Source organism: Mucilaginibacter sabulilitoris (assembly GCF_034262375.1).
GTDB classification, from domain to species: Bacteria; Bacteroidota; Bacteroidia; order Sphingobacteriales; family Sphingobacteriaceae; genus Mucilaginibacter; species Mucilaginibacter sabulilitoris.
Genome location: NZ_CP139558.1, coordinates 2,015,520 through 2,035,759 on the forward strand (window position 1 = coordinate 2,015,520; position 20,240 = coordinate 2,035,759).

Genomic DNA, 20,240 nt, shown 5'->3' on the forward strand with positions numbered 1-20,240 from the left:
AAATGGCTATAAAGTTGAACCCGTCAAACAAAATATTTTTTATCAGGATGGTAGTGTGTACGCTGTCATTTACCTCAGTAACGGCGCTTGCACAAACGTCGCAGATAACTGTGGATGCTGCTAAGGTATTAAACAAAATCCCGGCGGAAATGTACGGCTCATGTGCAGAAGATGTAAATCATGAAATATACGGCGGTTTGTATGATCAGCGACTGTTTGGCGAAAGCTTTGAAGAACCGGCTCCGGCAAATGGCTTTGCCGGCTGGAGGCAGCTACCTGCAGCATGGAGAATAGGAGGAGGTGGTAATCCATCAAGCGCCGCGCCAGGCTTTAAACTTATTCATAATAACACCTTTATTAAAAATGGAAGTTTTGAAGCAACCATAACATTTGCAGACAGGGCCCGTAACGCGGGTTTGTTGGTGCGGATGAATAATGTTATCCCCGGTAACCCTGCTCCTAACGGATATGCCATTGAAATATCTAAAGGGAGGGGTAGGGTAATTATAAAAAAGTATTTAAACGGTTGGCATGACGTTGCCCGCAGCAGTGTTGAAACGGATATAAATGGAAGTATTTACCTCCGTGTTGAATTGCAAGGCGGACATATTAAGGTATACACTAATAATGAGCAACAACCGGCAGTGGATTTTACAGATACCAAATCGCCAATACTATCTGGTCAGATAGGTATATATGCTAATAACGATGCTTCCGCGTTCAGCAAATGCGCAGTCGTGGTAAGTGGAGTAAGAATAAATTTGCCTTTAACGCCGGCTGTATCAACACGGGTAAGTTTTCAGTGGAACGCCATAAGTAAAAATGCCCGGGCTATTTATCAGCTTGATACTACAACGTCTTTTACCGGCCGGCAGTCGCAGGTTATTCAGTTTGTTAGCGGTAAGGGCAGGGCGGGCATAGCCAATAGCGGACTTAATCACTGGGGTATTGCCGTTAAAAAGGGGCAACAGTTTAATGGATCGATATATCTTAGGTCTGAATCTTTTTCGGGTTCGGTAACCTTAACACTCGAAAGTGCCGATGGAAACATAACCTATGCATCTGCGCAAATACAGCAGGTTGGTAAGTCATGGAAAAAATATGCATTCTCAATTATTGCAACTAAAACAGATAGCAATTCACGCTTTGCAATTTACATTGGCAAAAAAGGCAGGCTCTGGGTTGACCAGGCAACTTTGATGAATGCCCATAATAAAGTTTTCAAGGATTTGCCTTTTCGGGAAGATATTGGGGTAATGATGCAAAAGCAAGGGCTTAACTTTTTACGGTATGGCGGAACAATGGTAAACGCCCCGGAATACCGATGGAAAAATATGATTGGGAAACCGGATCAACGACCACCATACAAAGGGCATTGGTATCCCTACGGCTCAAACGGTTTTGGAATAGAGGAATTTTTAAAATTCTGCGAAGCCTCCAGCTTTGAACCTGCGTTTGCTATAAATGTAGAAGACTCCGCACAGGATATTGCAGACATGGTGGAATATCTTACAGGCGATATAAAGTCAGTCGGAGGTAAAAAACGCGCAGCTGCAGGACACGCTATGTCCTACAAACTCCGATACATTGAGATCGGTAATGAAGAGGTAATTTGGGGCGATAAAAGGGAAGATTACCAACATTATGCAGAGCGGTTTAATGTACTATACAATGCCATACATGCTAAAAATCCTGAAATTAATTTAGTATGCTCGGTATGGTGGCGACCAAAATCGCAAAATATGGAGTTGGTTTTCAATGCTATCAATAGAAAAGCATCTTATTGGGATTTACATACCGACGCTGATGAGGCAAACGCCGGAGCGAAGGTGGATACAAATTTACAAATCATGCATGATTTGTTTAAAAAATGGGATCCCAATACTACCTTAAAATGTGCCATTTTTGAAGAGAACGGTGGACTACATAATTTACAAAGGGCACTTGGCCATGCTACTACCCTCAATGCTGTCAGGAGACATGGAGATTTCGTGCTGACCTCTTGTCCGGCTAATGCCTTGCAGCCCTATCTCCAAAACGATAACGACTGGGATCAGGGGCAGATATTTTTTACCCCGGCCCGGGTTTGGGGAATGCCGCCCTTTTATGCGCAGCAAATGGCATCGGTAAATCACCTTCCGTTAAGAATAGACTCCCAAACAGATGGCCCGCTTGATGTTACAGCCACACGTTCCGATGATGGAAAAACAATGGCTATTCATGTTGTTAACACAGGTAAAGTAAATTTAAAAACAGAAATTAACCTTAAGAACTTCGCTGGCAGAAAAGCTCAAATACAAACAATCACTCTTTCGGGGAACCCTGATGACGAAAATACTCCACAGAAGCCAGAAAAAATAAAATCGATAAAAAAACAAATACTTAACGCTGGCAATAAAATTGAGTATGACTTCCCAGCTTATTCGTATACCATTTTAAGTTTTAAAAACAAGACTTCTCCTGTTTTTTAAAAGACAAGTGAAGATAGCAATATAGATTGCTGCTATGCGAGGAAGCTATTATCAAAAAAAACCACAACGTACGCTTAAGTTGTCATCTATTGATTTTGGCTTTATCCAAATTTGAAGCCCGATAAATCAGAATGTTATGGATAAAGCAGCACAAGAACGGGCAAAAATGTCCGGAATCGTCCCGACACGGACCAGATCGTCACTCAAGGCGATCTTGAAGAATTAAAGGAAGACATGCTTCTGGAATTCAAGCGCATTGTCAAAGATTGCTTTACCGGTCAGCCTGGAAAAAAATGGTTGAAGTCCGCTGAGGTTAAAAAACTGCTCGGCATCTCACACGGCTTTCTTCAGTCATTAAGAGATAGCAGCGTCCTTCCTTTTACCAGGATCGGTGGCTCCATTTATTATGACTACGAGGACATTACGTTTATGATGTCTGCCAACAAAAGCGCTTGAGTTTATTACACACCTGCCGGTTTTGCGTATAGCAGGGCTGGCTTTAAACTGATTATCAATGTTGAAACGAAAGGCTAAACGAATACCTGTTAAGAACGGTCCCAACTCCAAACCTGGTCCGGTCCGTCAAAAAGGCTTCGGCATAGAACTTCCACCGCACAGGCGACTGGTTGAGATCTATTTTGAACAAAAAGAGTGCGGCGGTCAGGCAGGACTGATTCGAGAGTTTAAATACGGTTAAAGTAACTGACTCGGGTTAGAGTTCCTGTAACTCCCTGGAAATTTTTTGAACCAGGTGTTCGTGTTCCGCCTGTTTTTCCTCCTTGATGATATAATGGATAAATTCCCTGATCATTGTTAATAAGTTATCCATGACCTGCAAATGGTGGTGATGTCCGCCCCGACGATGCTAGCCGCCTGACGCTGGATCGCCATGATCTTCCCGCCGATTGAGACCGGTATCCGGCACCACAACTGCTACAGCGTATCGGCAACGCCTGGCTGACATCAGGACAATCATTGCTCTTTGAGATACCCTGTGCACTTGACCCAAATGCTCAAAATGTGTTGATCAATCCCGTGCACGTTGAAATAAAGGACCTCAGCATTGATCTCATCACACCCTTTCGCTTTGATGAGCGGTTACTATGATTATTATAATTATAAATTTTTTTTTCCATCGATAAATTTGGGGTGTAGATTATCCAACACGTTTCCGGTTAGATTGAAATTAAAGCCGAATGTGTCAAGTTTACCTTCTTCTATAGGGATTTCACTATGGGGCTTTGGCTATACTGATTATAGATTTTCCTACGTGGGAAATATCGTATAGTAATGGATATTCAATGCCGTCAACCGAGACAAGTTGGAAGTATCACGGGCGTTTTGGCTGAACTTTCGAAGGTATTTGAGCCGTTCGCAGTGGGGGCAGTTGGTTTGGACCTTTGGGTTTATGTGGGTGGGCCATGGAGATTTGCTAGGGGTTTGATTTTAAATAACTGACGGGCCAATAAAGGAGGCTTAAGCAGCCTCCAATATTCCGATCGCTTCTTCGTTGCCTTGCTGAGCGGCCAGGTCAAACACCGACATTCCGCGACTGTCCAGTATGGTTTTGTCCGCACCATGCTCCAGCAGGATTTTTAACAGGTCGTTCCGGCCGAACATGGCGGCAAACATCAGGGCGGTACCGCCGTTTCCTTGTTGCAGATCAGGATCGGCACCATGTTCCAGCAGCAGTTTTGCAATATTGGGATAGCCTTTAAAACAAACACCCATGAGGGCGGTATTGCCACCAAAATCTGAAGCGTTAACGTTGGCTCCGGCATTCAGCAACAGTTCAGCTGAAGCTATTTGATTGTTATAGCAGGCGATAATGAGAGGTGTATAGCCTTTTTCGTCTTTAGCGTTCAGGTCCGCGCCTTGCGCGATCAGGGTTTGAAGTGCTTCCAGGTCACCGGACCGGGAGGCGCTAATCAATTGCATGATGTTTATTTCCATTAGGCGGGTATCAGTCTTGGTTTTTCCCGTTCCCAGAAACGGTGCTGCTTAATTGCATGGATAAAGCTACTCGTTAGTCTTTTCAGATCGCCGCCCACTATTATGCCTTCGTCGTGCGCTGTTTTTTTGCGAAAATAGGTAGCTTCTAAAACCTGTACGGCGTCTTTATACGCCGCAATGGCTTTGCAATGCTTGAATGCTTCGTTCAGGAAATGCACCGCATTGGCTTCGGCTTCTAAAGCTGCTGCGGCATTTTTGCCGCCTGCTACGTATACCGCGTCAAACAATACGGATGCCGCACCTAAAAAGCTTTGGTCAACCTCGATTTGCTCATTGTTTTCGGCTGTAATAAGGCCTTGCCTCGGTGCAATGACTTCAACCACTGCGCCTTCGGCTTCCAGTGCTTGTTTAACGGTGCTCAGCGAATTCGCATCCACGCCGTCAGCTGCCAGTATAGCGACCTTACGGCTTTTGATCGTGTTTTTAATAGTGTTTGCCATGCTTAGCGCATCCGATTTGGCCAATGAACCATCGATTTGCACGGACTGGTAATCAGCCGGATCACCATCTGCGGGAATACTTTGGTTAGTTGGCAGTTCATCGTCTGCAGGTACATGCAAGCCTAGCCCAAAGGCGACTTGAGCTGCTAATCCTTTATCGATCTGTTTTAGGATACCCAGCATCCTTATGCGGATAGCTACCGTTTTCACTTTACCTAACTCGAAAGTTAGCGCGTCTATCAAATGGTTTTTCTCGGAGTCAGACTGGCTGTTAAAAAATAAGCGGGCCTGGCTGAAGTGGTCAAAGAAGCTCTTGTTGCGCACACGCAGTTTTCGGGCTTCGATGCGTTCGCGGTAGCTGACAAAACCGCCGGCGGTTTCTTTTACTTGCTGCGGGGCGTTATGGCCGAGCGAGTTGGGATTGTAGCTGGTTTTACCTTTATTAATGGTTTGGCGCATAAAGCCATCGCGCTGGTTATTGTAAACCGGTACGATGGGGCGGTTGATCGGGATTTCCTGGAAGTTGGGCCCGCCTAAACGGGTAAGTTGTGTATCGGTGTAGGAAAACAAACGGCCTTGTAATAATGGGTCGTCCGTAAAATCTATGCCTGGAACGATATGGCCTAAGTGGAAAGCGATCTGCTCTGTTTCAGCAAAGAAATTATCCGGGTTTCGGTTCAGGGTCAGTTTACCCACGCGCTGCACGGGCACCAGTTCCTCGGGCACTAGTTTGGTCGGGTCAAGTAGGTCAAAATCATATTTGAACTCATCTTCTTCCGGAATGATTTGCAGTCCCAGTTCCCATTCCGGGAAGGCACCGCTTTCGATAGCATCCCAAAGATCGCGGCGGTGGAAGTCCGGATCTTTACCTGAAATATTCTGCGCTTCGTCCCAGGCTACTGAATGAACTCCTAAGAGTGGTTTCCAGTGAAATTTAACGAAACTGGCTTTGCCCTCCGCATTGATCAGGCGGAAAGTATGTACGCCAAACCCTTCCATCATTCTCAGGCTCCTTGGGATGGCCCGGTCGCTCATCGCCCACATGATCATGTGAGCTGATTCCGGCATCAGCGAAATAAAATCCCAAAAGGTATCGTGGGCTGAAGCCGCCTGCGGGATTTCGTTATCCGGCTCCGGTTTGACGGCGTGGATCAGGTCAGGAAACTTAACGGCATCCTGTATAAAAAATACGGGCATGTTATTGCCTACCAAATCGAAGTTACCCTGCCGGGTGTAAAAACGAACGGCAAAACCGCGCACGTCACGGGCCAGATCGGTCGAACCCCGGGAACCTGCCACGGTGGAAAAGCGTACGAATACCGGTGTTTCTAACCCGGTGTCATTCAGAAATTCTGCTTTAGTATATTCGGAGAGGGGCTTGTAAACTTTGAATACACCATGCGCCCCCGAACCGCGGGCATGTACGACACGCTCAGGAATGCGCTCGTGATCAAAATGGGTGATCTTTTCCCGCAGGATAAAATCTTCCAGCAAGGTAGGCCCGCGGTCGCCGGCTTTTAAAGAATTTTGGTCATTATTAACGGGCAGACCGGTATTGGTATTCATTTGTTCACCGGAAGCATCAGCTGTGTGCGCCGCTAATTGTGTAGTTTTATCATTTTCAGGTTGAGGCGCCAGCTTTTTATCGATGGCTGCTTCGGTTCCGAGTTTGGGTGATGGTTTTGTTTTGGCCATTATGCTTCCTCCGCCGCTTTATAGTTGATGTCGTCCTCCGCCACTTCGGTTAATTTTTCGTCGGCTGCTTTTTCCTCGGTTAGGGTTTGGTACAACAGTTCCGCAACATCGTCCAACCCCAGGGTCTTAGCCAGTTGGGTCAGGCCGCCATAGGTGGCGATCTCATAATGCTCAACTTTTTGGGAAGCCAGTATAATGCCAACATCGCGTGTAGCTGTGCCGGCTTCCGTACTTTCAATGATACCTTCGCCTTCTTTGGACAAGCCTTCCATCGCGTCGCATTTCTGCGCCTGCACTTTTTCGCCTAATATGTCGAATACCTGTTCCAGCCGGCTGACATGGACCTTGGTTTCTTCCAAGTGCTTGCCAATCGCGTTGACCAGGGATTTCGATGTCGCAGCCAGCTGCATCTCAGGCAGCGTTTTTACCAGATGGTTTTCCGCCCAATAGATATCTTTGATGCCGTCTGTAAATAACTCCAATAAGGCCGGTTCAGCCTTCGGTGATGTTTTAGTACTGAATTGAGGTTCCCCTGTTTCCTTGCTCATAAGTAGTGTTGATTGTAATAGATTGTGTTTATTGAAACATACCGCTTGTGCGATTGTTTCTTTTATTTTCTTTTTAATTTAATTTTTAAACTTTGAAATATGATTAGCACCTGCTCCTGGTGATCAGCGCATGTCCCTCATGTCACCCGGATTTGTTACATTTAGCCAAATCTTTACTTTATGAAAAAAATATCTGGCTTGTGTTTAACGGTTGCGCTTTTCAGCATGTGGCATGTTTCGAATGCGCAGCAGAAGCGTTTTGTTGATGTGGCCGGATTGGACCCTTCGGTTAAGCCGGGCGACAATTTCTTTCGCTATGTCAACGGGCGCTGGTATGATACCGTGAAGATCGATAATGACCAGGCCGGTGTGGGTTCTTACTCGTTTTTGAACATTCCGCAAAAACGCCTGCTGCAAAATATCCTGGACAGCGTTTCAAAATCTGAGAATACGATGGGCAGTATCGGACAGCAGGTGGGTGATTTTTATGCTTCCGGCATGGACATGGCAACGATTAACGGCAGAGGTTACGGACCTGTAAAACCTGTTTTAGCTCGTATTGATGCCATTCGTAATGTATCCGGCTTAATGAAATTCCTGGCGGACGAGATGAAAACCGGGAACGGTTCGCTGGTCAGTTTCGGCATTGCTCCCGACAATAAAAACAGCAGCCTCAATATCGCCCACGTTTACCAGGGCGGCACGGGCCTACCCGAAAAAAGCTATTACTTCAAAACCGATTCGGCTACGCTGCATGTACAAGCGGCCTATAAAACCTACCTCCGCGCTTTGTTTCAATTAACCGGCAATAGCCCTGGCACCGCCGCCGAAAACGCGACGATCACCTATGATATTGAAAAGCAACTGGCTGATGCAAGTAAAACAAATATCGAACTGCGCGATGTGCATGCGAATTTTAATAAGGTTGGGGTGACCGGTATCAATAAGATACAAGCAAATATCGCCTGGTCAGATTTTCTAGCCGGAATCGGCGCCACCACAGATTCCATTGATATGGCCCAGCCTGCTTATTATGACAAGCTGAACATGATGCTGAAGTCCGTTGGCCTGAATAGCTGGAAAATCTATTTAAAAGCCGCGACCCTTCAAAATTACGCTGATAAACTCAGTCAATCCTTCGTTGACGCGTCGTTTGCATTTAATAAAGTATTGTCCGGGGAAGATGCACAAAAAACGCGCAGACAGCTCATGACGGCGAATGTCGATGCCTATTTAGGCATGGCTTTAGGGCAACTCTACGTTAAGCGTTATTTTAATGAAGATGCCAAAAAACGCGTATTGAGCCTGGTCAACAACCTGCAAAAAGCTTTTGAGAACCGGATCAACCAGCTGGACTGGATGAGCGACAGCACTAAACAAAAAGCGAAAGAAAAGCTTTATACCATTATCAAAAAGATAGGCTACCCGGATAAGTGGCGAAACTATGATAAGGTACAAATTAACCGAAGCCAGTTCTTTGAAAATATCCTGTCATTAAATAAAAATGATTTCCAATATGAACTCGCCAAGCTGAATAAACCTGTTGACAAAACCGAATGGCAAACCACGCCCGCTACGGTGACTGCTTATTATAATCCGCCGGTTAATGAGATCGTTTTCCCCGCGGGTATTTTACAGTACCCTTATTTTGATTTTATGGCGGATGACGCCATCATTTATGGCGGCATTGGGATGGTGATCGGCCATGAGATGACCCATGCATTTGATGACCAAGGCGCGCAGTACGATAAAGAGGGTAACGTAAAAAACTGGTGGACGAAGGAGGACTTCCGTAAATTTAAGGAAAAGACCACACAGCTGGCTAACTTATACAGTACGTTCACCGTGCTCGATACCGTTCATATCAAAGGCTCCCTGACCTTGGGCGAAAATACCGCCGATAACGGAGGCGTGGCGATCGCTTATGACGCGTTCAAAATGACCGAACAGGGAAAAAGCGCCGATAAGATCGATGGATTTACTCCGGACCAGCGTTTCTTTCTGTCGATAGCCAGGATTTGGCGGGTCAAGACAAGAGATGCCTTTCTTCGTACCTATGTCAACACCAATCCGCATTCGCCAGCGATGTGGCGGGTGAACGGCCCTTTAATGAATTTCGCACCTTTCTACCGGGCATTTAATATACAGCCCGGCGATAAAAACTATAAACCGGAGGAACAAAGAGTAAGGATCTGGTGAAACGGGAAATAGGGTTACATCGCGTTTTTACTATTTTCGCGGCATGAAGAATTTTTTAATAGAGGAGGAGGGGCACAGCCTGAAATTTATTTCCATGAACCGGAGAAAGGTACAGCTGTTCCAGGTCTATGTAACAGTCGACGGACAGCAAAATCGTTTCCACATGCAGGTGGATGAAAGCTCCGGAGCGTTTTACATCACGGATAAGGCGCACTGCCCGCCGGTCTTTCATCAATGCGAAAAGCTGTTCAGCGATGCGATCAAGAACTACGGTGTAGCCGATAAGATGCCGACGTAAAGCTGCTCCGGGGAATGATCAAGTAAAAGTGTTCACAGACCACTACATGGGTGTATAGTAATCTACACTTCTATGAAAAAAAATTTCTTTTTGAGAAATTCAAAACAGGCAAAGTGTGCAAAAAGAAGGGTGCTATTGAATTATTTAATTGGGAGAAGCCGAAGCGCCGGCACCGGAGTAAGACGATCCTTCGTTTTCAGGCCCGGTTGGCATTGTCATTGTGTTAGTGACAGTACCTGCAAAAAACGACATTTGCGGCGATGATAACGGGTATTCACTCTTTAAATCAACCCCAATATGGAACCAACATCTACATCTTTTCTCATTATTGATCAAATCAAACAGTATCTTGAAATAAAGATCAGGTTATTAAAATATGAGGGCATCGATAAAGCAAGCGGAATTATTGCTGAATTGATCACGGATCTGATTGTCGTCGTTCTTGTGTTGCTGGCCTTTCTTTTTTTTTACCGTTACGCTGGCGTTGTTGGCAGGGCACCTCCTTAGGTCTTATTGGGCCGGATTCGGGTGTGTCACGTTGCTTTATGTAATCCTGGTCATAGCGGCAAGGGTGTTAAAATCGACGCTGCAAAATTCATTCATCCGGATGTTGATCCGTAAGACATTTAACACATGAAAGATATTGCCATTTCCAACAGAAGGGAACTCCGGTCGGAAATTCAACGGCTGAGCCTGCTCGATCATGAACATTTGGCAGCGCTCGGAAACCGATTCAGCAGCCCGGCAGCGATCTTTTCGGCTGCTGTGACTTTGTTCCCGAGATCCGCTGCCGCCCGGAGCATGAGAGACCAGGGGCTTTTTGGTCAGGATTTTTTTAGTTTGATATCGCGGTTTTTGATCCCGATAACACTGAATAAGACCTTATTCCGGCGCTCCGGTTTTATGGTGAAGTTGCTGGTCGGCTTGCTTTCCCAGAAAGTGGCGGGATATATAACGGATGACGCGGTTGAAAGAGTAATTAAGCAGGGCGGGTTGTTAATCGGAAAACTTTTCGCGAAAAAGGAACAGGAACCGGGAGACAGATATGAAAATTGAGGACGCGATCACCCGGAAAGCCAAACTCCCTTTCGCGATAAGCTTCAAGGGGCGCAAAATGAGAATTTATCTTGTTCCACAATTGCCATTGGATTTGGAAAAGTTTATCGAGCACCTTAAAGGCCATCGGGTGACGGACAAAACCGCATTATTATTCAGTAGCGATAAGCAGTTTACGGTTAAGGCAATAGCCATTGATAATGGTTGTACAACGATCCTGAATTATCAGGAGTTGGGGGACATCCTCATAAGTTAGCCTGAGATCCGCTATCGATTTACGCGCCGACGGTGCTAGATTTTGTCAAAGGTTTTATTTCTGTTTTTCGTAATTCTTCAAAAAGCTCAATCAGTTTATTCTGCAGACTGATCACTTCTGTTTCCCTGATCATCAATTGATGACTCAGTGTGTCTAGTTTGGAACCGGGTTTTTCCGGATGATCATCATTTTGGGTCAGCATCCGGGCCACAGTTGTTTCAAAAATAGCAGCGATTTGTTCCAGTCTCGACAGGTTGATGTCCGTAACGCCTGTTTCTATTTTGGAAAATGCCGGAATGGAAATATCCAGCCGTTTAGAAACTTCTTCCTGGCTCCAGCCCTTCTCCCGGCGCAGGGCCCGGATGTTTTGTCCGATATTCATAGGTTAATAAATTTCATATTAATTAAGGAATACAAATATAACGATAATTAAGTGCTTTGGCGTAAAATAGGTTACCATAAAAACACTGCTAATATTCGGAACAGGAGGGTACATCTGAATTGCAAACAGAATTTTCATAAAATGATTCCGGTTCGTGCCAACCATTTCCGGGCGTTATTGTTATGGGTATCATGCAAGAAGAAATCGCTAAGACCAAATACAACGACGCCGAGTTAAATGAATTCAGGACACTGATCAAAGGAAAGATCGACATAGCGCGTGAGGAACTTTATGAACTGGCCACCTCGCTGAGCGCCGCAAACTCAAACGGCGATGAGGCAGCCATTGCAGGCAAGACGCTGGAGGACGGTTCGGCCACTTTTGAAAAAGAACAAACTAACCAACTGGCCGCGCGGCAGAAAAAGTTCATCGAGCAGCTGGAGGCCGCCCTGATCAGGATTGAAAACAAGACTTATGGCGTTTGCCGTTCGACCGGCACGCTGATACCGAAAGAACGCCTGCGCGCCGTTCCCCATACCACCCAGAGCATGGAAGCTAAACTTAAACAGGCATAGGCTCCGTCGACTAATGGAAGGGGAATTCTTTGGCGGCACAAGCGGCTTGCAGATCGATCAGCCGAAGCGGAACTTTCCGCCGGAACATAGCCACCTTTCCCGGCTGTCCTATTATGCGCTGCAGGAGAACAGCATCGAGATCAACAGTTCTTTTTATAAAATTCCGCGGGTGAAAACAATAAATCGCTGGGCATCGGAAGCCGGTTCCGGCTTCCGTTTTACTTTTAAACTCTGGAAAGGGATCACGCATCAGAAAAATCTGTTGTTCCGTACGGAAGACGTTCATCATTTTATGGAAGCTATCTGGCTGCCTGAAACGCAACGGGGCTGCCTGCTTGTCCAGTTTCCGCCCAGCCTGCAGGTCAGCGCCAACCCGCAGTTCCTTGAATTGCTGGCTGTTGCTAAAACTTATGACTGGCCCATCGCTGTGGAATTCCGGCATCCATCCTGGTATAAGGATGACATATTTGAATCGTTAAACCAACACCAGGCCACCATGGTATTACAGGATATGCCCAAATCAGCGACGCCCATGGAAATCACCGCTGACCGGCTGGTCTACCTGCGTTTCCATGGTCCGTCCGGTAATTATAAAGGTAGCTATGGGGAAAGCTTCTTATACGAATATGCTTCCTATATTCGGGAATGGCAACAGGAAGGTAAAACTGTTTACGCCTATTTTAATAATACTGCGGGTGCGGCCCTGGAGAACCTGCATTTCCTGAAACGCTGCCTGGCGGAACAAAGTTATTATTGATCAAAAAAAGCAAATAACCATTTCGGTCACAATTATTTCTCATTATGATCAACAATTATTAAAATAATATAGGTAAAAAAATATATAATGTATTTTTAATAAACCAATTTAAATCAATGCCTTATGAAACGCAAACTTGCCTTTGTGGCAGCCCTTGCCATGATGACCTTCCTGTCAAATTGTAAAAAAATCGAGGAGCCAAAACCGGAGTTATCAGCGGTGAGCGACAACGTACTTTTAGCCGTCAACAGTACTGCTAATAAAGTGGTTACCATTGCGGGTGCCGCTAACTTGCCAGGATTTACTGACGGACCGGGAGGTACTGCACGATTTAATACTCCGGAAGGCATACAATTATTAAAAGACGGATCACTGTATGTCGCCGACAGGTTTAATAACGCCATACGAAAAATAGCAGCAAATGGCACGGTATCAACGGTAATGCTTAAACCAGACTCTAATAATTTAGAAATACGGCAACCTGAGTATGTTGGCGAAGACGATAAAAAAAGTATGCACATTATATGCGCGGAAAACAGTGATTTAGATGGGTATAGCGAATCGTGGGTATATAACGCTAATCATGATGTTGTGGCACGGGCATCAGGAACTTACACTGAGGAAGCAAGTTTGGCAAAGGACCCCTATCAGGATTTTTTTTGGTTCAGCAGAGGTTATCAGATCGCGCGGCATATCTCCACCGCACCATATGCAATAGGAGTCGCTCCATATTACAGTGAAAATAAACTTTTCCCTCCCTTAACAGAGCGTGGCAGCAGTTTTCAAGGATTGTTTGTGGGGCGTAATAAAGTGATCTACTTTTCTAACAAAGGCCGGCTCTTTAAACATACCCCAAGTGGAGTAGACGCACAAATACATAAGGATTTATCCCTTGGATCGATTACAAGCATCGTATTAAATGCGGACTGTCAGACCATTTACCTTGCGGCTGATGGTTATATCGAAAGTATAGCAAATGGTAAATTAACAAGACTTGCCGGGCCCAACAGCGCTAATCCTGACGGCCGCGATGGCGTAGGTTTTAAAGCCGATGTTCACGCTTTTAGTTTGGCCCTCGGCGATCATGAAAACACGCTGTATTTTTCCGACACTAAAACACATACGATACGTAAATTGATGTTGAAGTAGCAGCCATTTGGAAACTTTAGAAAAGTATGCAATAATTTTTTTTTCCCTGTTTTTAATTTTAGGTTTTCGGGCATTAAAAAGTTTCATAGGTTGGTTGTAGCTCTATTTGAATAGCGCGGAATAGTTTATTGAAGTACTATATAACTGATGGTACATCATTATCAGAAAAACGCAGTGATCCAGATAGCAAGGGTAGTATTAAAAACAATTAGAAATATTTTTTCAAAAACGAATTGGCATGATGCGAAATTCCCAAAATCAGTAGTTGAATCATTTACAATTGATTCGCCAGAAAACAGGGTGGACGCTGTTAATTAACTGATCATTCTTACAAGTAGAGGACCTTACATAACGGGCTCTCCAACAGCAATAGCTGTTGTCACAACAAGTCCTGTTGCCATTCCCATTTTGTTGCCGGAATGATTTCGCCACTGGCCGTTTCTCTTAATAAACGTGTAGGAGAAATTATACATGCTTATCATAAATACCGCTGACTTCCTGTCCGTAAGATAGAAATAAGTAGGTGCGGCTTTGAAAATGTCCTTAACTCGCGCGAAATAATCTATATTGGATTAAACGCCGTTAGGGTGGCGTGATCCACCGAAGCGGATAATTTTTTTTCCTGATATTGCTCTTTTGTGGACAGCATAAATCGTTCTTTCCCAATGTAATTCTATGGGGTCTAACCGAAATACCATCACTTCAACAAGGTAACAATAGGTCTTTATAGAGAAATTATGAGGTTTTCCTTATTAGAATTCTTTAAATAGCTCCGTTGCCAATATGAGATAAAACGAAAATTAAAGCTTAATAAGATTAATCGAATTTCTTCCGTCAATAATTCTGGCAGTTTGACGGGTCAGTTTGACTCGTCCTAAAAAAAAAAAACTATACACTAAAACTATTAGTGTAAGATGAAAAAAGAGGAAAAATTAATGCAAATGGTTCGCTTGTCGGAACAGGGTCATTTTCAGGTAGCCGTTCGCGACGAGATTATCAAAGCTATTGAGCATGGCGTTGCCAGAAGTGTGTTTACCAAAAAGTATGGTGTAGCCAGAAGTACTTTATCAGACTGGATGCGCGATCATGGATCGCCTGAATATCAGGCAAAGCGTCAGGGAAAGCATTTGAGTAAAGCAGAAAAGGAAACTATTATACGGTTAATTCAGCAAGGGCAGTTAACGAGGCACCAGGCTAGAAAGACTTATGAATTGGGTGGCGATGTTTTAGTCCGGTGGCTAAAGACAGCTTCCAGAAAAAATCCCGATCTTGTCATAGACTCTCGAAATGCGATGAAGAAAAAAGCCACAGAACAGCCCGATACAGCAGATTCTGAAAAACAGGCTTTGAAAAAAGCTCTCCAGGAAGCGCAATTAAAGATTCATGCCCTTAATACGCTGATCGACGTTGCTGAGGAGCAATTTAAAATAGCCATCAGAAAAAAGCCTGGAGCCAAACAGTCATGATAATTAAGCAAGATTATCCCCAGTTAAGCTGGGAGGTTCTTTGCAGGCTGTTTGGCAAGACCCGTCATGCCCATTACGATCATTTATGGAGAGCGCAGAATGATTCTTTGAAAGAAGACGTCATCCTGCAGTTGGTTTATGAGACCAGGGACTCACTTCCCCGTCTGGGAACCCGAAAAATGATACACATGCTGGCTCCCCGGTTAAAATCCCATGGTATTGTTGTAGGCAGGGATTATTTATTTGATTTGCTGGGCGTTCATAAGCTATTGATCCGGCAACGTAAAAAGAAGGCTTATACAACAGATTCCAGGCATTGGATGGATAAATACAATAACCTAGTAAAAGATTTGCCGGTAGCAAGGCCAGAGCAGGTTTGGGTAAGTGATATGACTTATATCAGGGTAATGAATCAATGGGGCTATTTGTCGCTGATCACAGACGCTTTCTCCAGGAAGATTATGGGTTATTGCTTCCGTGACGATATGCTGGCGCAAGGCTGCCTAGAGGCGTTGCAAATGGCTTTAAATAACCGCATATACCATGACCGCCTGCTTATCCATCATTCTGACAGGGGATCACAGTACTGCTCGAAAGACTATGTAAACGTGCTCCTGTTTCACGGTGTACAAATCAGCATGACACAAAACGGAGATCCATATGAGAATGCATTGGCCGAGCGGATGAACGGGATTATTAAAGAAGAGTTCAATCTCTATAGTAGCTCGCTGAACTTTGAACAGACCCGGCAGAAAATAGAAAAAAGTATCAAGACTTATAACGAGGTCAGGCCACATGGCAGTTGTGACTATCTAACGCCAAGTCAGGCGCATACTCAGCAGCATGCACTTAAAAGGCGTTGGAAAAGCTATCAGCGAAAATGGCAAAAAGAAAACCCTGTAGTTAAGGCTGTCTAAATAAACTCGATTGTAGATCATTATTGTTATTCACAAAAAGGAGGTACCGGCAAAAAGAAAAAAAGAAGCAAAAAAAGAAAAACGGGTTGAAATATGGAAAACTCTGTGAGTTTCCCACATTCCAACCCGACAAACAAGCCACTGTTCGTTTATGAATTATATTTACTAACCGAACAGGACAGTACTAATCAGGATTAACAAAATCTGATGTATTGTTCAATCAGGATTAACCTAACAAAATGTATAGTCTTTTCAGGACGGGTCAGTTATCAACAAAACCGAACGGGCCGTTGTCCGGTTTCAGTACATTAATCAATTCAAACAAGATGTTAATTGCTATAAATCAACCTGTTGTAAAAATGGAATAACGATTGACGAAAAAAACTAATTGAACGCATATACTTTTCATATCACGCTGTTTGACCTGCTCTGCCTGGGAGTGATATCTGTCGGACTGACTTTTGCAGTGCTATTGGGATTCTTCAAAAAAATAAACCGGACCGCAAACCGGTTGCTCGCCCTGACACTGGCAATTGTTGTTTTGTGGCTATCCCGACTGGTGACCATTGACACCGGGTTGAGCGTTTGGCTGCCAGGGCAATCTTCACTGGCCCTTGGACCCCTGATCTTTTTTTATATACTTAAAATGACCCGGCCAGCGTATCAATTTCGTTGGCAGGACTTATGGCATTTCTGCCCTTTGTTGCTTCCGTTGGGCGACAAAATATTACAGTTGTTGGCGATTATTTCAGTAATCATTTACTTGTACCGGTCTCGCAGGCTGATCGCAGACCTTCGGCCACGTCTTAAGGCCAATGCGAGTGACTGGTTCTTGTATGAGTGGAGTTGGCTGGACCGCTTACTGGCGGACTTAAGCCGGATGTGGCTATTGTGGGTTCCTTGCGTGGTCGTGGACTATTATTTTGCTGTGCAGACCTATTATCCTTTATATCTCCTCATATCTATCGTGATGATCAGGATGGCGGGGACAGCTTTTTTGAGAGAAGAAGTTCCGGTACCGGTGTTAAAGCCAATATTGCCATCAGAGTTGAAGCAAAAGGGTAAGTGGCTAAAGAAAGTTGTTAAAGAAAACCGCTATTACCAGGACCCAGAGTTAAGTTTGAGTTCATTAGCTGGACGGCTGGAGTTAAGCACTCATGAATTATCCCGTATTGTCAACACTGCGCTTAATAAAAGCTTCCATGATTTTATTCATGAATACCGGGTTGCGGATGTGACCCGGAAAATGCAGGACCCTGCTTACAGCCACATCACGTTGCTGGGGATAGCGTATGAATCCGGTTTCAACTCGAAAAGTAGTTTTAACCGTATATTTAAAGAAATGACAGGAAAAAGCCCGGCGGAATATAAAAAAGAGTTCCCAGTTTATAATCTGGGACGTACGACCCGGATCGCAGCGGTAATTTCGGATCATGAAACCACCCCAACGTGGACTCGTGAAAAATTAAACCGCAATTTTATGTTCAAAAACTATCTCAAGGTTGCTCTGCGTTTCTTGCTAAAAAACCGTTTTTTCAGCCTGATCAATATTATCGGCCTGGCTATCGGCACTTTATGCTGTTTATATATTCTTCTGTATGTGCAAGATCAATATAGCTATGATAAACATCATCGGAATGCAAAGAACATTTATCGGGTCATCACATCGCTAGCACACACGGGTGACGTAAAAAATATGGCCACGGCATCGCCTCCGATAGCACCGGCTATGAAAAATGATTTCCCGGAGATAATACAATATACCCGGGTAGTCCCTACGCTGGGCATCAAAGAGCACCTGCTGACTTATAAGGAAAATGCCTTTTATGAAAGCGATGCTGTCATGGTCGATTCCACATTTTTTGATGTCTTTACTTATCACTTCACCAACGGTTCACCGGTAAACGCGTTATCGGATATCAATACGATCGTTTTGCTAAAGCCGGTGGCGGATAAACTCTTTGGTAACATTGAGCCGGTCGGTAAAGTGATCACAATGGATGATGCCGACGGTAAAAATGATTTCAAGGTCACAGGCGTGGTTGATGAAACCGCCGGAAAGTCACAGCTGTCAGCTAAACTATTCATCAGGCTGAATAAACATGGCTACGGCAGCGATATACTGACAAATAATTCCTGGGCGGGGAATAATTTTACGAATTCGTTTGTAAAACTGCGCGCTGATGTCAACGTGCAGGATTTTGAAAAAAAGCTGCCGGTATTCTTAAATAAATATGGTGCTGATCAGCTAAAAAGCTCGGGAATGAGCAAATCGTTGCATTTGCAGCCGCTCGCCGCCATACATACCACCTCCGGATATGATGCGGAAAGCGGAAAAATTGTCAGCGCCTCCTTTTTGTACGTGTTAATTTTGATCGCCGTGCTGATTCAGCTCATCGCCTGTATTAACTTTATGAACCTGTCCACAGCGAGAGCCTCGAAACGCGCTAAAGAAGTTGGGGTACGAAAAGTGATCGGTGCCGAGAAATATGAGCTGATCACCCAGTTTTTAGGTGAGTCGTTCCTGTTGTCATTTATCGGTATTGCTATTGCTTTGCCGCTGTTGTGGCTGGCGCTGCCTTATTTAAACGAAATTACCGAGGCTAACATTCAATTATCGTTTTTTAGTGATCCCCGATTGTGGTTAATGCTGGTAGTCCTGGTCATTGTTACCGGTCTGGCAGCCGGCAGCTACCCGGCATTTTATATGTCTGCCTTCCGGGCCATCAAAGTGATCAAGGGAGATTTTACCAGCCAGGTTTCCACCCATACCTTACGACGCTCATTGGTGATCTTTCAGTTCGTGGTAGCGATCATCCTGATTACCGGGGTAGTCATTATTTACAGCCAGCTGAACTATATCAAAAACCGCGACCTCGGCTTTGATAAAGATCAGCAGATCATTTTGACATTCCATACCAATGATACCCGCAGGAAAATGGATGTCCTCGCCACTGACCTGAAGCAATTAGCTGAAGTCAGGTCGATATCCAGGAGCAGTAACACTTTAGGCGCCTTGTCTTATTATGACTGGGGCGTACATTTAGCCGGGGGCAACCCGGCGGATGCCGTTGATCAGCAAAATCTGTTCACCGATGAGCAATTTGTCAAAACCATGGGTATCAAGCTGACCAATGGCCGGGAACTAATGGCGGGCGATTCTGGCAAAGTATTGATCAATGAATCGCTGGCGAAACGGTTGACGCTTGATCCGGCTAAGGCGAGGGGTACGATGCTGTTTGCCGAGGATAACCGCAAATATGAAATAGCGGGTGTCGTCAAAGATTTCAATTACAAATCATTGCACGATGAGATACATTCATTTATGATCATTTATGCGCCTAAAGCAGATGAAGTCAACAACCTGATCGTCAATACCAATACAAAAAACCACGGCGCTTTTTTAGCAGCCGTCCAAAAGGTATGGCATAAAGACTTGCCGCAAACCCCCTTCGACTATACGTTCATGAATGAACGCATGCAGAGCGCATACGAGACCGATATCGTCTTATCACAGATTATCAATTCTTTTACCCTGATCGCTATTTTAATTTCCTGCCTGGGCTTATTTGGACTAACTGCCTTCAGCGCCGAACAGCGGAACAAGGAAATCGGTATCCGGAAAGTTTTAGGGGCAAGCGTATCGGGCATCGTACAGTTGCTGTCCAGGGATTTCTTAAAACTCGTGCTCATCGCTTTTATCATCGCCTCGCCAATCGCCTGGTGGGCCATGACCCAATGGCTGCAGGTATTTGTTTACCGGGTAAGCATCAGCTGGTGGATGTTTGCTATAGCCGCATTAGCAGCGCTGGTGATCGCATTGTTCACGGTCAGTTTCCAGGCAATCAAAGCCGCGTTGGCAAACCCGGTAAAAAGTTTGAAAAGCGAATGATAGGATATAATTTGTTTAAATCAATCTATTTAAGATTTTTCCCCATCATCATATTGGAATCATTTAACGAAGGAATTTGGGATGATGAGTTGAAAAGGTCGAAATAAGTACGGGCAGGAGGAATAC

The 20,240-nt window shown here is 44.7% G+C and carries 17 protein-coding genes; 13 read left to right on the forward strand and 4 right to left on the reverse strand.

Annotated features, from left to right (window positions below; genetic code table 11):
- Positions 1-2 precede the first annotated feature (2 nt).
- Positions 3-2,471, forward strand: coding sequence for an alpha-L-arabinofuranosidase C-terminal domain-containing protein (locus SNE25_RS08565; protein WP_321564682.1), 2,469 nt, complete (start codon positions 3-5; stop codon positions 2,469-2,471).
- Between the two features lie 234 nt (positions 2,472-2,705).
- Positions 2,706-2,927 carry a helix-turn-helix domain-containing protein gene (locus tag SNE25_RS08570; RefSeq protein WP_321564683.1) on the forward strand — a complete coding sequence of 74 codons (222 nt, stop codon included), beginning with the start codon at positions 2,706-2,708 and terminating at the stop codon, positions 2,925-2,927.
- A gap of 1,020 nt (positions 2,928-3,947) precedes the next feature.
- Here the strand turns inward: SNE25_RS08570 and SNE25_RS08575 are convergent.
- From SNE25_RS08575 to SNE25_RS08585, 3 genes are read right to left on the reverse strand one after another with little or no spacing between them, the layout of a single operon-like run.
- Positions 3,948-4,424, reverse strand: a complete 477-nt coding sequence (locus SNE25_RS08575) for an ankyrin repeat domain-containing protein (RefSeq protein WP_321564684.1) — start codon at positions 4,422-4,424, stop codon at positions 3,948-3,950.
- Positions 4,424-6,619 (reverse strand): catalase, encoded by a 2,196-nt coding sequence (locus SNE25_RS08580; protein WP_321564685.1) that lies wholly within the window; start codon positions 6,617-6,619, stop codon positions 4,424-4,426. The genes SNE25_RS08575 and SNE25_RS08580 overlap by 1 nt, the downstream gene beginning before the upstream one ends.
- On the reverse strand, positions 6,619-7,167 hold the full coding sequence (locus SNE25_RS08585) for a YciE/YciF ferroxidase family protein (RefSeq protein ID WP_321564686.1): 549 nt from the start codon (positions 7,165-7,167) through the stop codon (positions 6,619-6,621). The genes SNE25_RS08580 and SNE25_RS08585 overlap by 1 nt, the downstream gene beginning before the upstream one ends.
- Before the next feature lie 180 nt (positions 7,168-7,347).
- Between SNE25_RS08585 and SNE25_RS08590 the strand changes: the two genes are divergently transcribed.
- The 5 genes from SNE25_RS08590 to SNE25_RS08610 all read left to right on the forward strand — a co-directional run bounded on the left by SNE25_RS08590 (position 7,348) and on the right by SNE25_RS08610 (position 10,976).
- On the forward strand, positions 7,348-9,366 hold the full coding sequence (locus tag SNE25_RS08590; RefSeq protein WP_321564687.1) for a M13 family metallopeptidase: 2,019 nt from the start codon (positions 7,348-7,350) through the stop codon (positions 9,364-9,366).
- A 43-nt stretch (positions 9,367-9,409) separates the two neighbouring features.
- A complete protein-coding gene (locus SNE25_RS08595; protein ID WP_321564688.1) occupies positions 9,410-9,664 on the forward strand; it encodes a hypothetical protein in 255 nt (84 codons plus the stop codon).
- A 297-nt stretch (positions 9,665-9,961) separates the two neighbouring features.
- Positions 9,962-10,171 carry a hypothetical protein gene (locus SNE25_RS08600; RefSeq protein WP_321564689.1) on the forward strand — a complete coding sequence of 70 codons (210 nt, stop codon included), beginning with the start codon at positions 9,962-9,964 and terminating at the stop codon, positions 10,169-10,171.
- Positions 10,172-10,297: 126 nt separating this feature from the next.
- The gene (locus tag SNE25_RS08605; protein WP_321564690.1) at positions 10,298-10,720 is read left to right on the forward strand and encodes a hypothetical protein; all 423 of its coding nucleotides are present in this window, start codon (positions 10,298-10,300) and stop codon (positions 10,718-10,720) included.
- Positions 10,710-10,976: a hypothetical protein gene (locus SNE25_RS08610; protein WP_321564691.1), complete on the forward strand. Its 267-nt coding sequence runs from the start codon at positions 10,710-10,712 to the stop codon at positions 10,974-10,976. The genes SNE25_RS08605 and SNE25_RS08610 overlap by 11 nt, the downstream gene beginning before the upstream one ends.
- Positions 10,977-10,995: 19 nt before the next feature.
- Here SNE25_RS08610 and SNE25_RS08615 read toward each other — a convergent pair whose 3' ends face one another.
- Complete coding sequence (locus SNE25_RS08615) at positions 10,996-11,358, reverse strand: helix-turn-helix domain-containing protein (RefSeq protein ID WP_321564692.1); 363 nt, start codon at positions 11,356-11,358, stop codon at positions 10,996-10,998.
- 191 nt (positions 11,359-11,549) lie between these two features.
- Between SNE25_RS08615 and SNE25_RS08620 the strand changes: the two genes are divergently transcribed.
- The 6 genes from SNE25_RS08620 to SNE25_RS08645 all read left to right on the forward strand — a co-directional run bounded on the left by SNE25_RS08620 (position 11,550) and on the right by SNE25_RS08645 (position 20,114).
- The gene (locus SNE25_RS08620) at positions 11,550-11,933 is read left to right on the forward strand and encodes a TraR/DksA family transcriptional regulator (protein ID WP_321564693.1); all 384 of its coding nucleotides are present in this window, start codon (positions 11,550-11,552) and stop codon (positions 11,931-11,933) included.
- A 13-nt stretch (positions 11,934-11,946) separates the two neighbouring features.
- Positions 11,947-12,690, forward strand: coding sequence for a DUF72 domain-containing protein (locus tag SNE25_RS08625; RefSeq protein WP_321564694.1), 744 nt, complete (start codon positions 11,947-11,949; stop codon positions 12,688-12,690).
- Positions 12,691-12,813: 123 nt separating this feature from the next.
- Positions 12,814-13,839 (forward strand): NHL repeat-containing protein, encoded by a 1,026-nt coding sequence (locus tag SNE25_RS08630; protein ID WP_321564695.1) that lies wholly within the window; start codon positions 12,814-12,816, stop codon positions 13,837-13,839.
- A gap of 914 nt (positions 13,840-14,753) precedes the next feature.
- The gene (locus tag SNE25_RS08635; protein WP_321564696.1) at positions 14,754-15,305 is read left to right on the forward strand and encodes a hypothetical protein; all 552 of its coding nucleotides are present in this window, start codon (positions 14,754-14,756) and stop codon (positions 15,303-15,305) included.
- Positions 15,302-16,222 carry an IS3 family transposase gene (locus SNE25_RS08640; RefSeq protein ID WP_321564697.1) on the forward strand — a complete coding sequence of 307 codons (921 nt, stop codon included), beginning with the start codon at positions 15,302-15,304 and terminating at the stop codon, positions 16,220-16,222. The genes SNE25_RS08635 and SNE25_RS08640 overlap by 4 nt, the downstream gene beginning before the upstream one ends.
- A 388-nt stretch (positions 16,223-16,610) precedes the next feature.
- A complete protein-coding gene (locus SNE25_RS08645; RefSeq protein WP_321564698.1) occupies positions 16,611-20,114 on the forward strand; it encodes an FtsX-like permease family protein in 3,504 nt (1,167 codons plus the stop codon).
- The last annotated feature ends 126 nt before the right edge of the window (positions 20,115-20,240 follow it).

What these genes read in the sequence shown, in the direction of transcription:
- SNE25_RS08565 (WP_321564682.1), top strand. Translation starts at nt 3, where the DNA reads ATGGCTATAAAGTTGAACCCGTCAAACAAAATATTTTTTATCAGGATG.
- SNE25_RS08570 (WP_321564683.1), top strand. Translation starts at nt 2,706, where the DNA reads ATGCTTCTGGAATTCAAGCGCATTGTCAAAGATTGCTTTACCGGTCAG.
- SNE25_RS08575 (WP_321564684.1), bottom strand. Translation starts at nt 4,424, where the DNA reads ATGGAAATAAACATCATGCAATTGATTAGCGCCTCCCGGTCCGGTGAC.
- SNE25_RS08580 (WP_321564685.1), bottom strand. Translation starts at nt 6,619, where the DNA reads ATGGCCAAAACAAAACCATCACCCAAACTCGGAACCGAAGCAGCCATC.
- SNE25_RS08585 (WP_321564686.1), bottom strand. Translation starts at nt 7,167, where the DNA reads ATGAGCAAGGAAACAGGGGAACCTCAATTCAGTACTAAAACATCACCG.
- SNE25_RS08590 (WP_321564687.1), top strand. Translation starts at nt 7,348, where the DNA reads ATGAAAAAAATATCTGGCTTGTGTTTAACGGTTGCGCTTTTCAGCATG.
- SNE25_RS08595 (WP_321564688.1), top strand. Translation starts at nt 9,410, where the DNA reads ATGAAGAATTTTTTAATAGAGGAGGAGGGGCACAGCCTGAAATTTATT.
- SNE25_RS08600 (WP_321564689.1), top strand. Translation starts at nt 9,962, where the DNA reads ATGGAACCAACATCTACATCTTTTCTCATTATTGATCAAATCAAACAG.
- SNE25_RS08605 (WP_321564690.1), top strand. Translation starts at nt 10,298, where the DNA reads ATGAAAGATATTGCCATTTCCAACAGAAGGGAACTCCGGTCGGAAATT.
- SNE25_RS08610 (WP_321564691.1), top strand. Translation starts at nt 10,710, where the DNA reads ATGAAAATTGAGGACGCGATCACCCGGAAAGCCAAACTCCCTTTCGCG.
- SNE25_RS08615 (WP_321564692.1), bottom strand. Translation starts at nt 11,358, where the DNA reads ATGAATATCGGACAAAACATCCGGGCCCTGCGCCGGGAGAAGGGCTGG.
- SNE25_RS08620 (WP_321564693.1), top strand. Translation starts at nt 11,550, where the DNA reads ATGCAAGAAGAAATCGCTAAGACCAAATACAACGACGCCGAGTTAAAT.
- SNE25_RS08625 (WP_321564694.1), top strand. Translation starts at nt 11,947, where the DNA reads ATGGAAGGGGAATTCTTTGGCGGCACAAGCGGCTTGCAGATCGATCAG.
- SNE25_RS08630 (WP_321564695.1), top strand. Translation starts at nt 12,814, where the DNA reads ATGAAACGCAAACTTGCCTTTGTGGCAGCCCTTGCCATGATGACCTTC.
- SNE25_RS08635 (WP_321564696.1), top strand. Translation starts at nt 14,754, where the DNA reads ATGAAAAAAGAGGAAAAATTAATGCAAATGGTTCGCTTGTCGGAACAG.
- SNE25_RS08640 (WP_321564697.1), top strand. Translation starts at nt 15,302, where the DNA reads ATGATAATTAAGCAAGATTATCCCCAGTTAAGCTGGGAGGTTCTTTGC.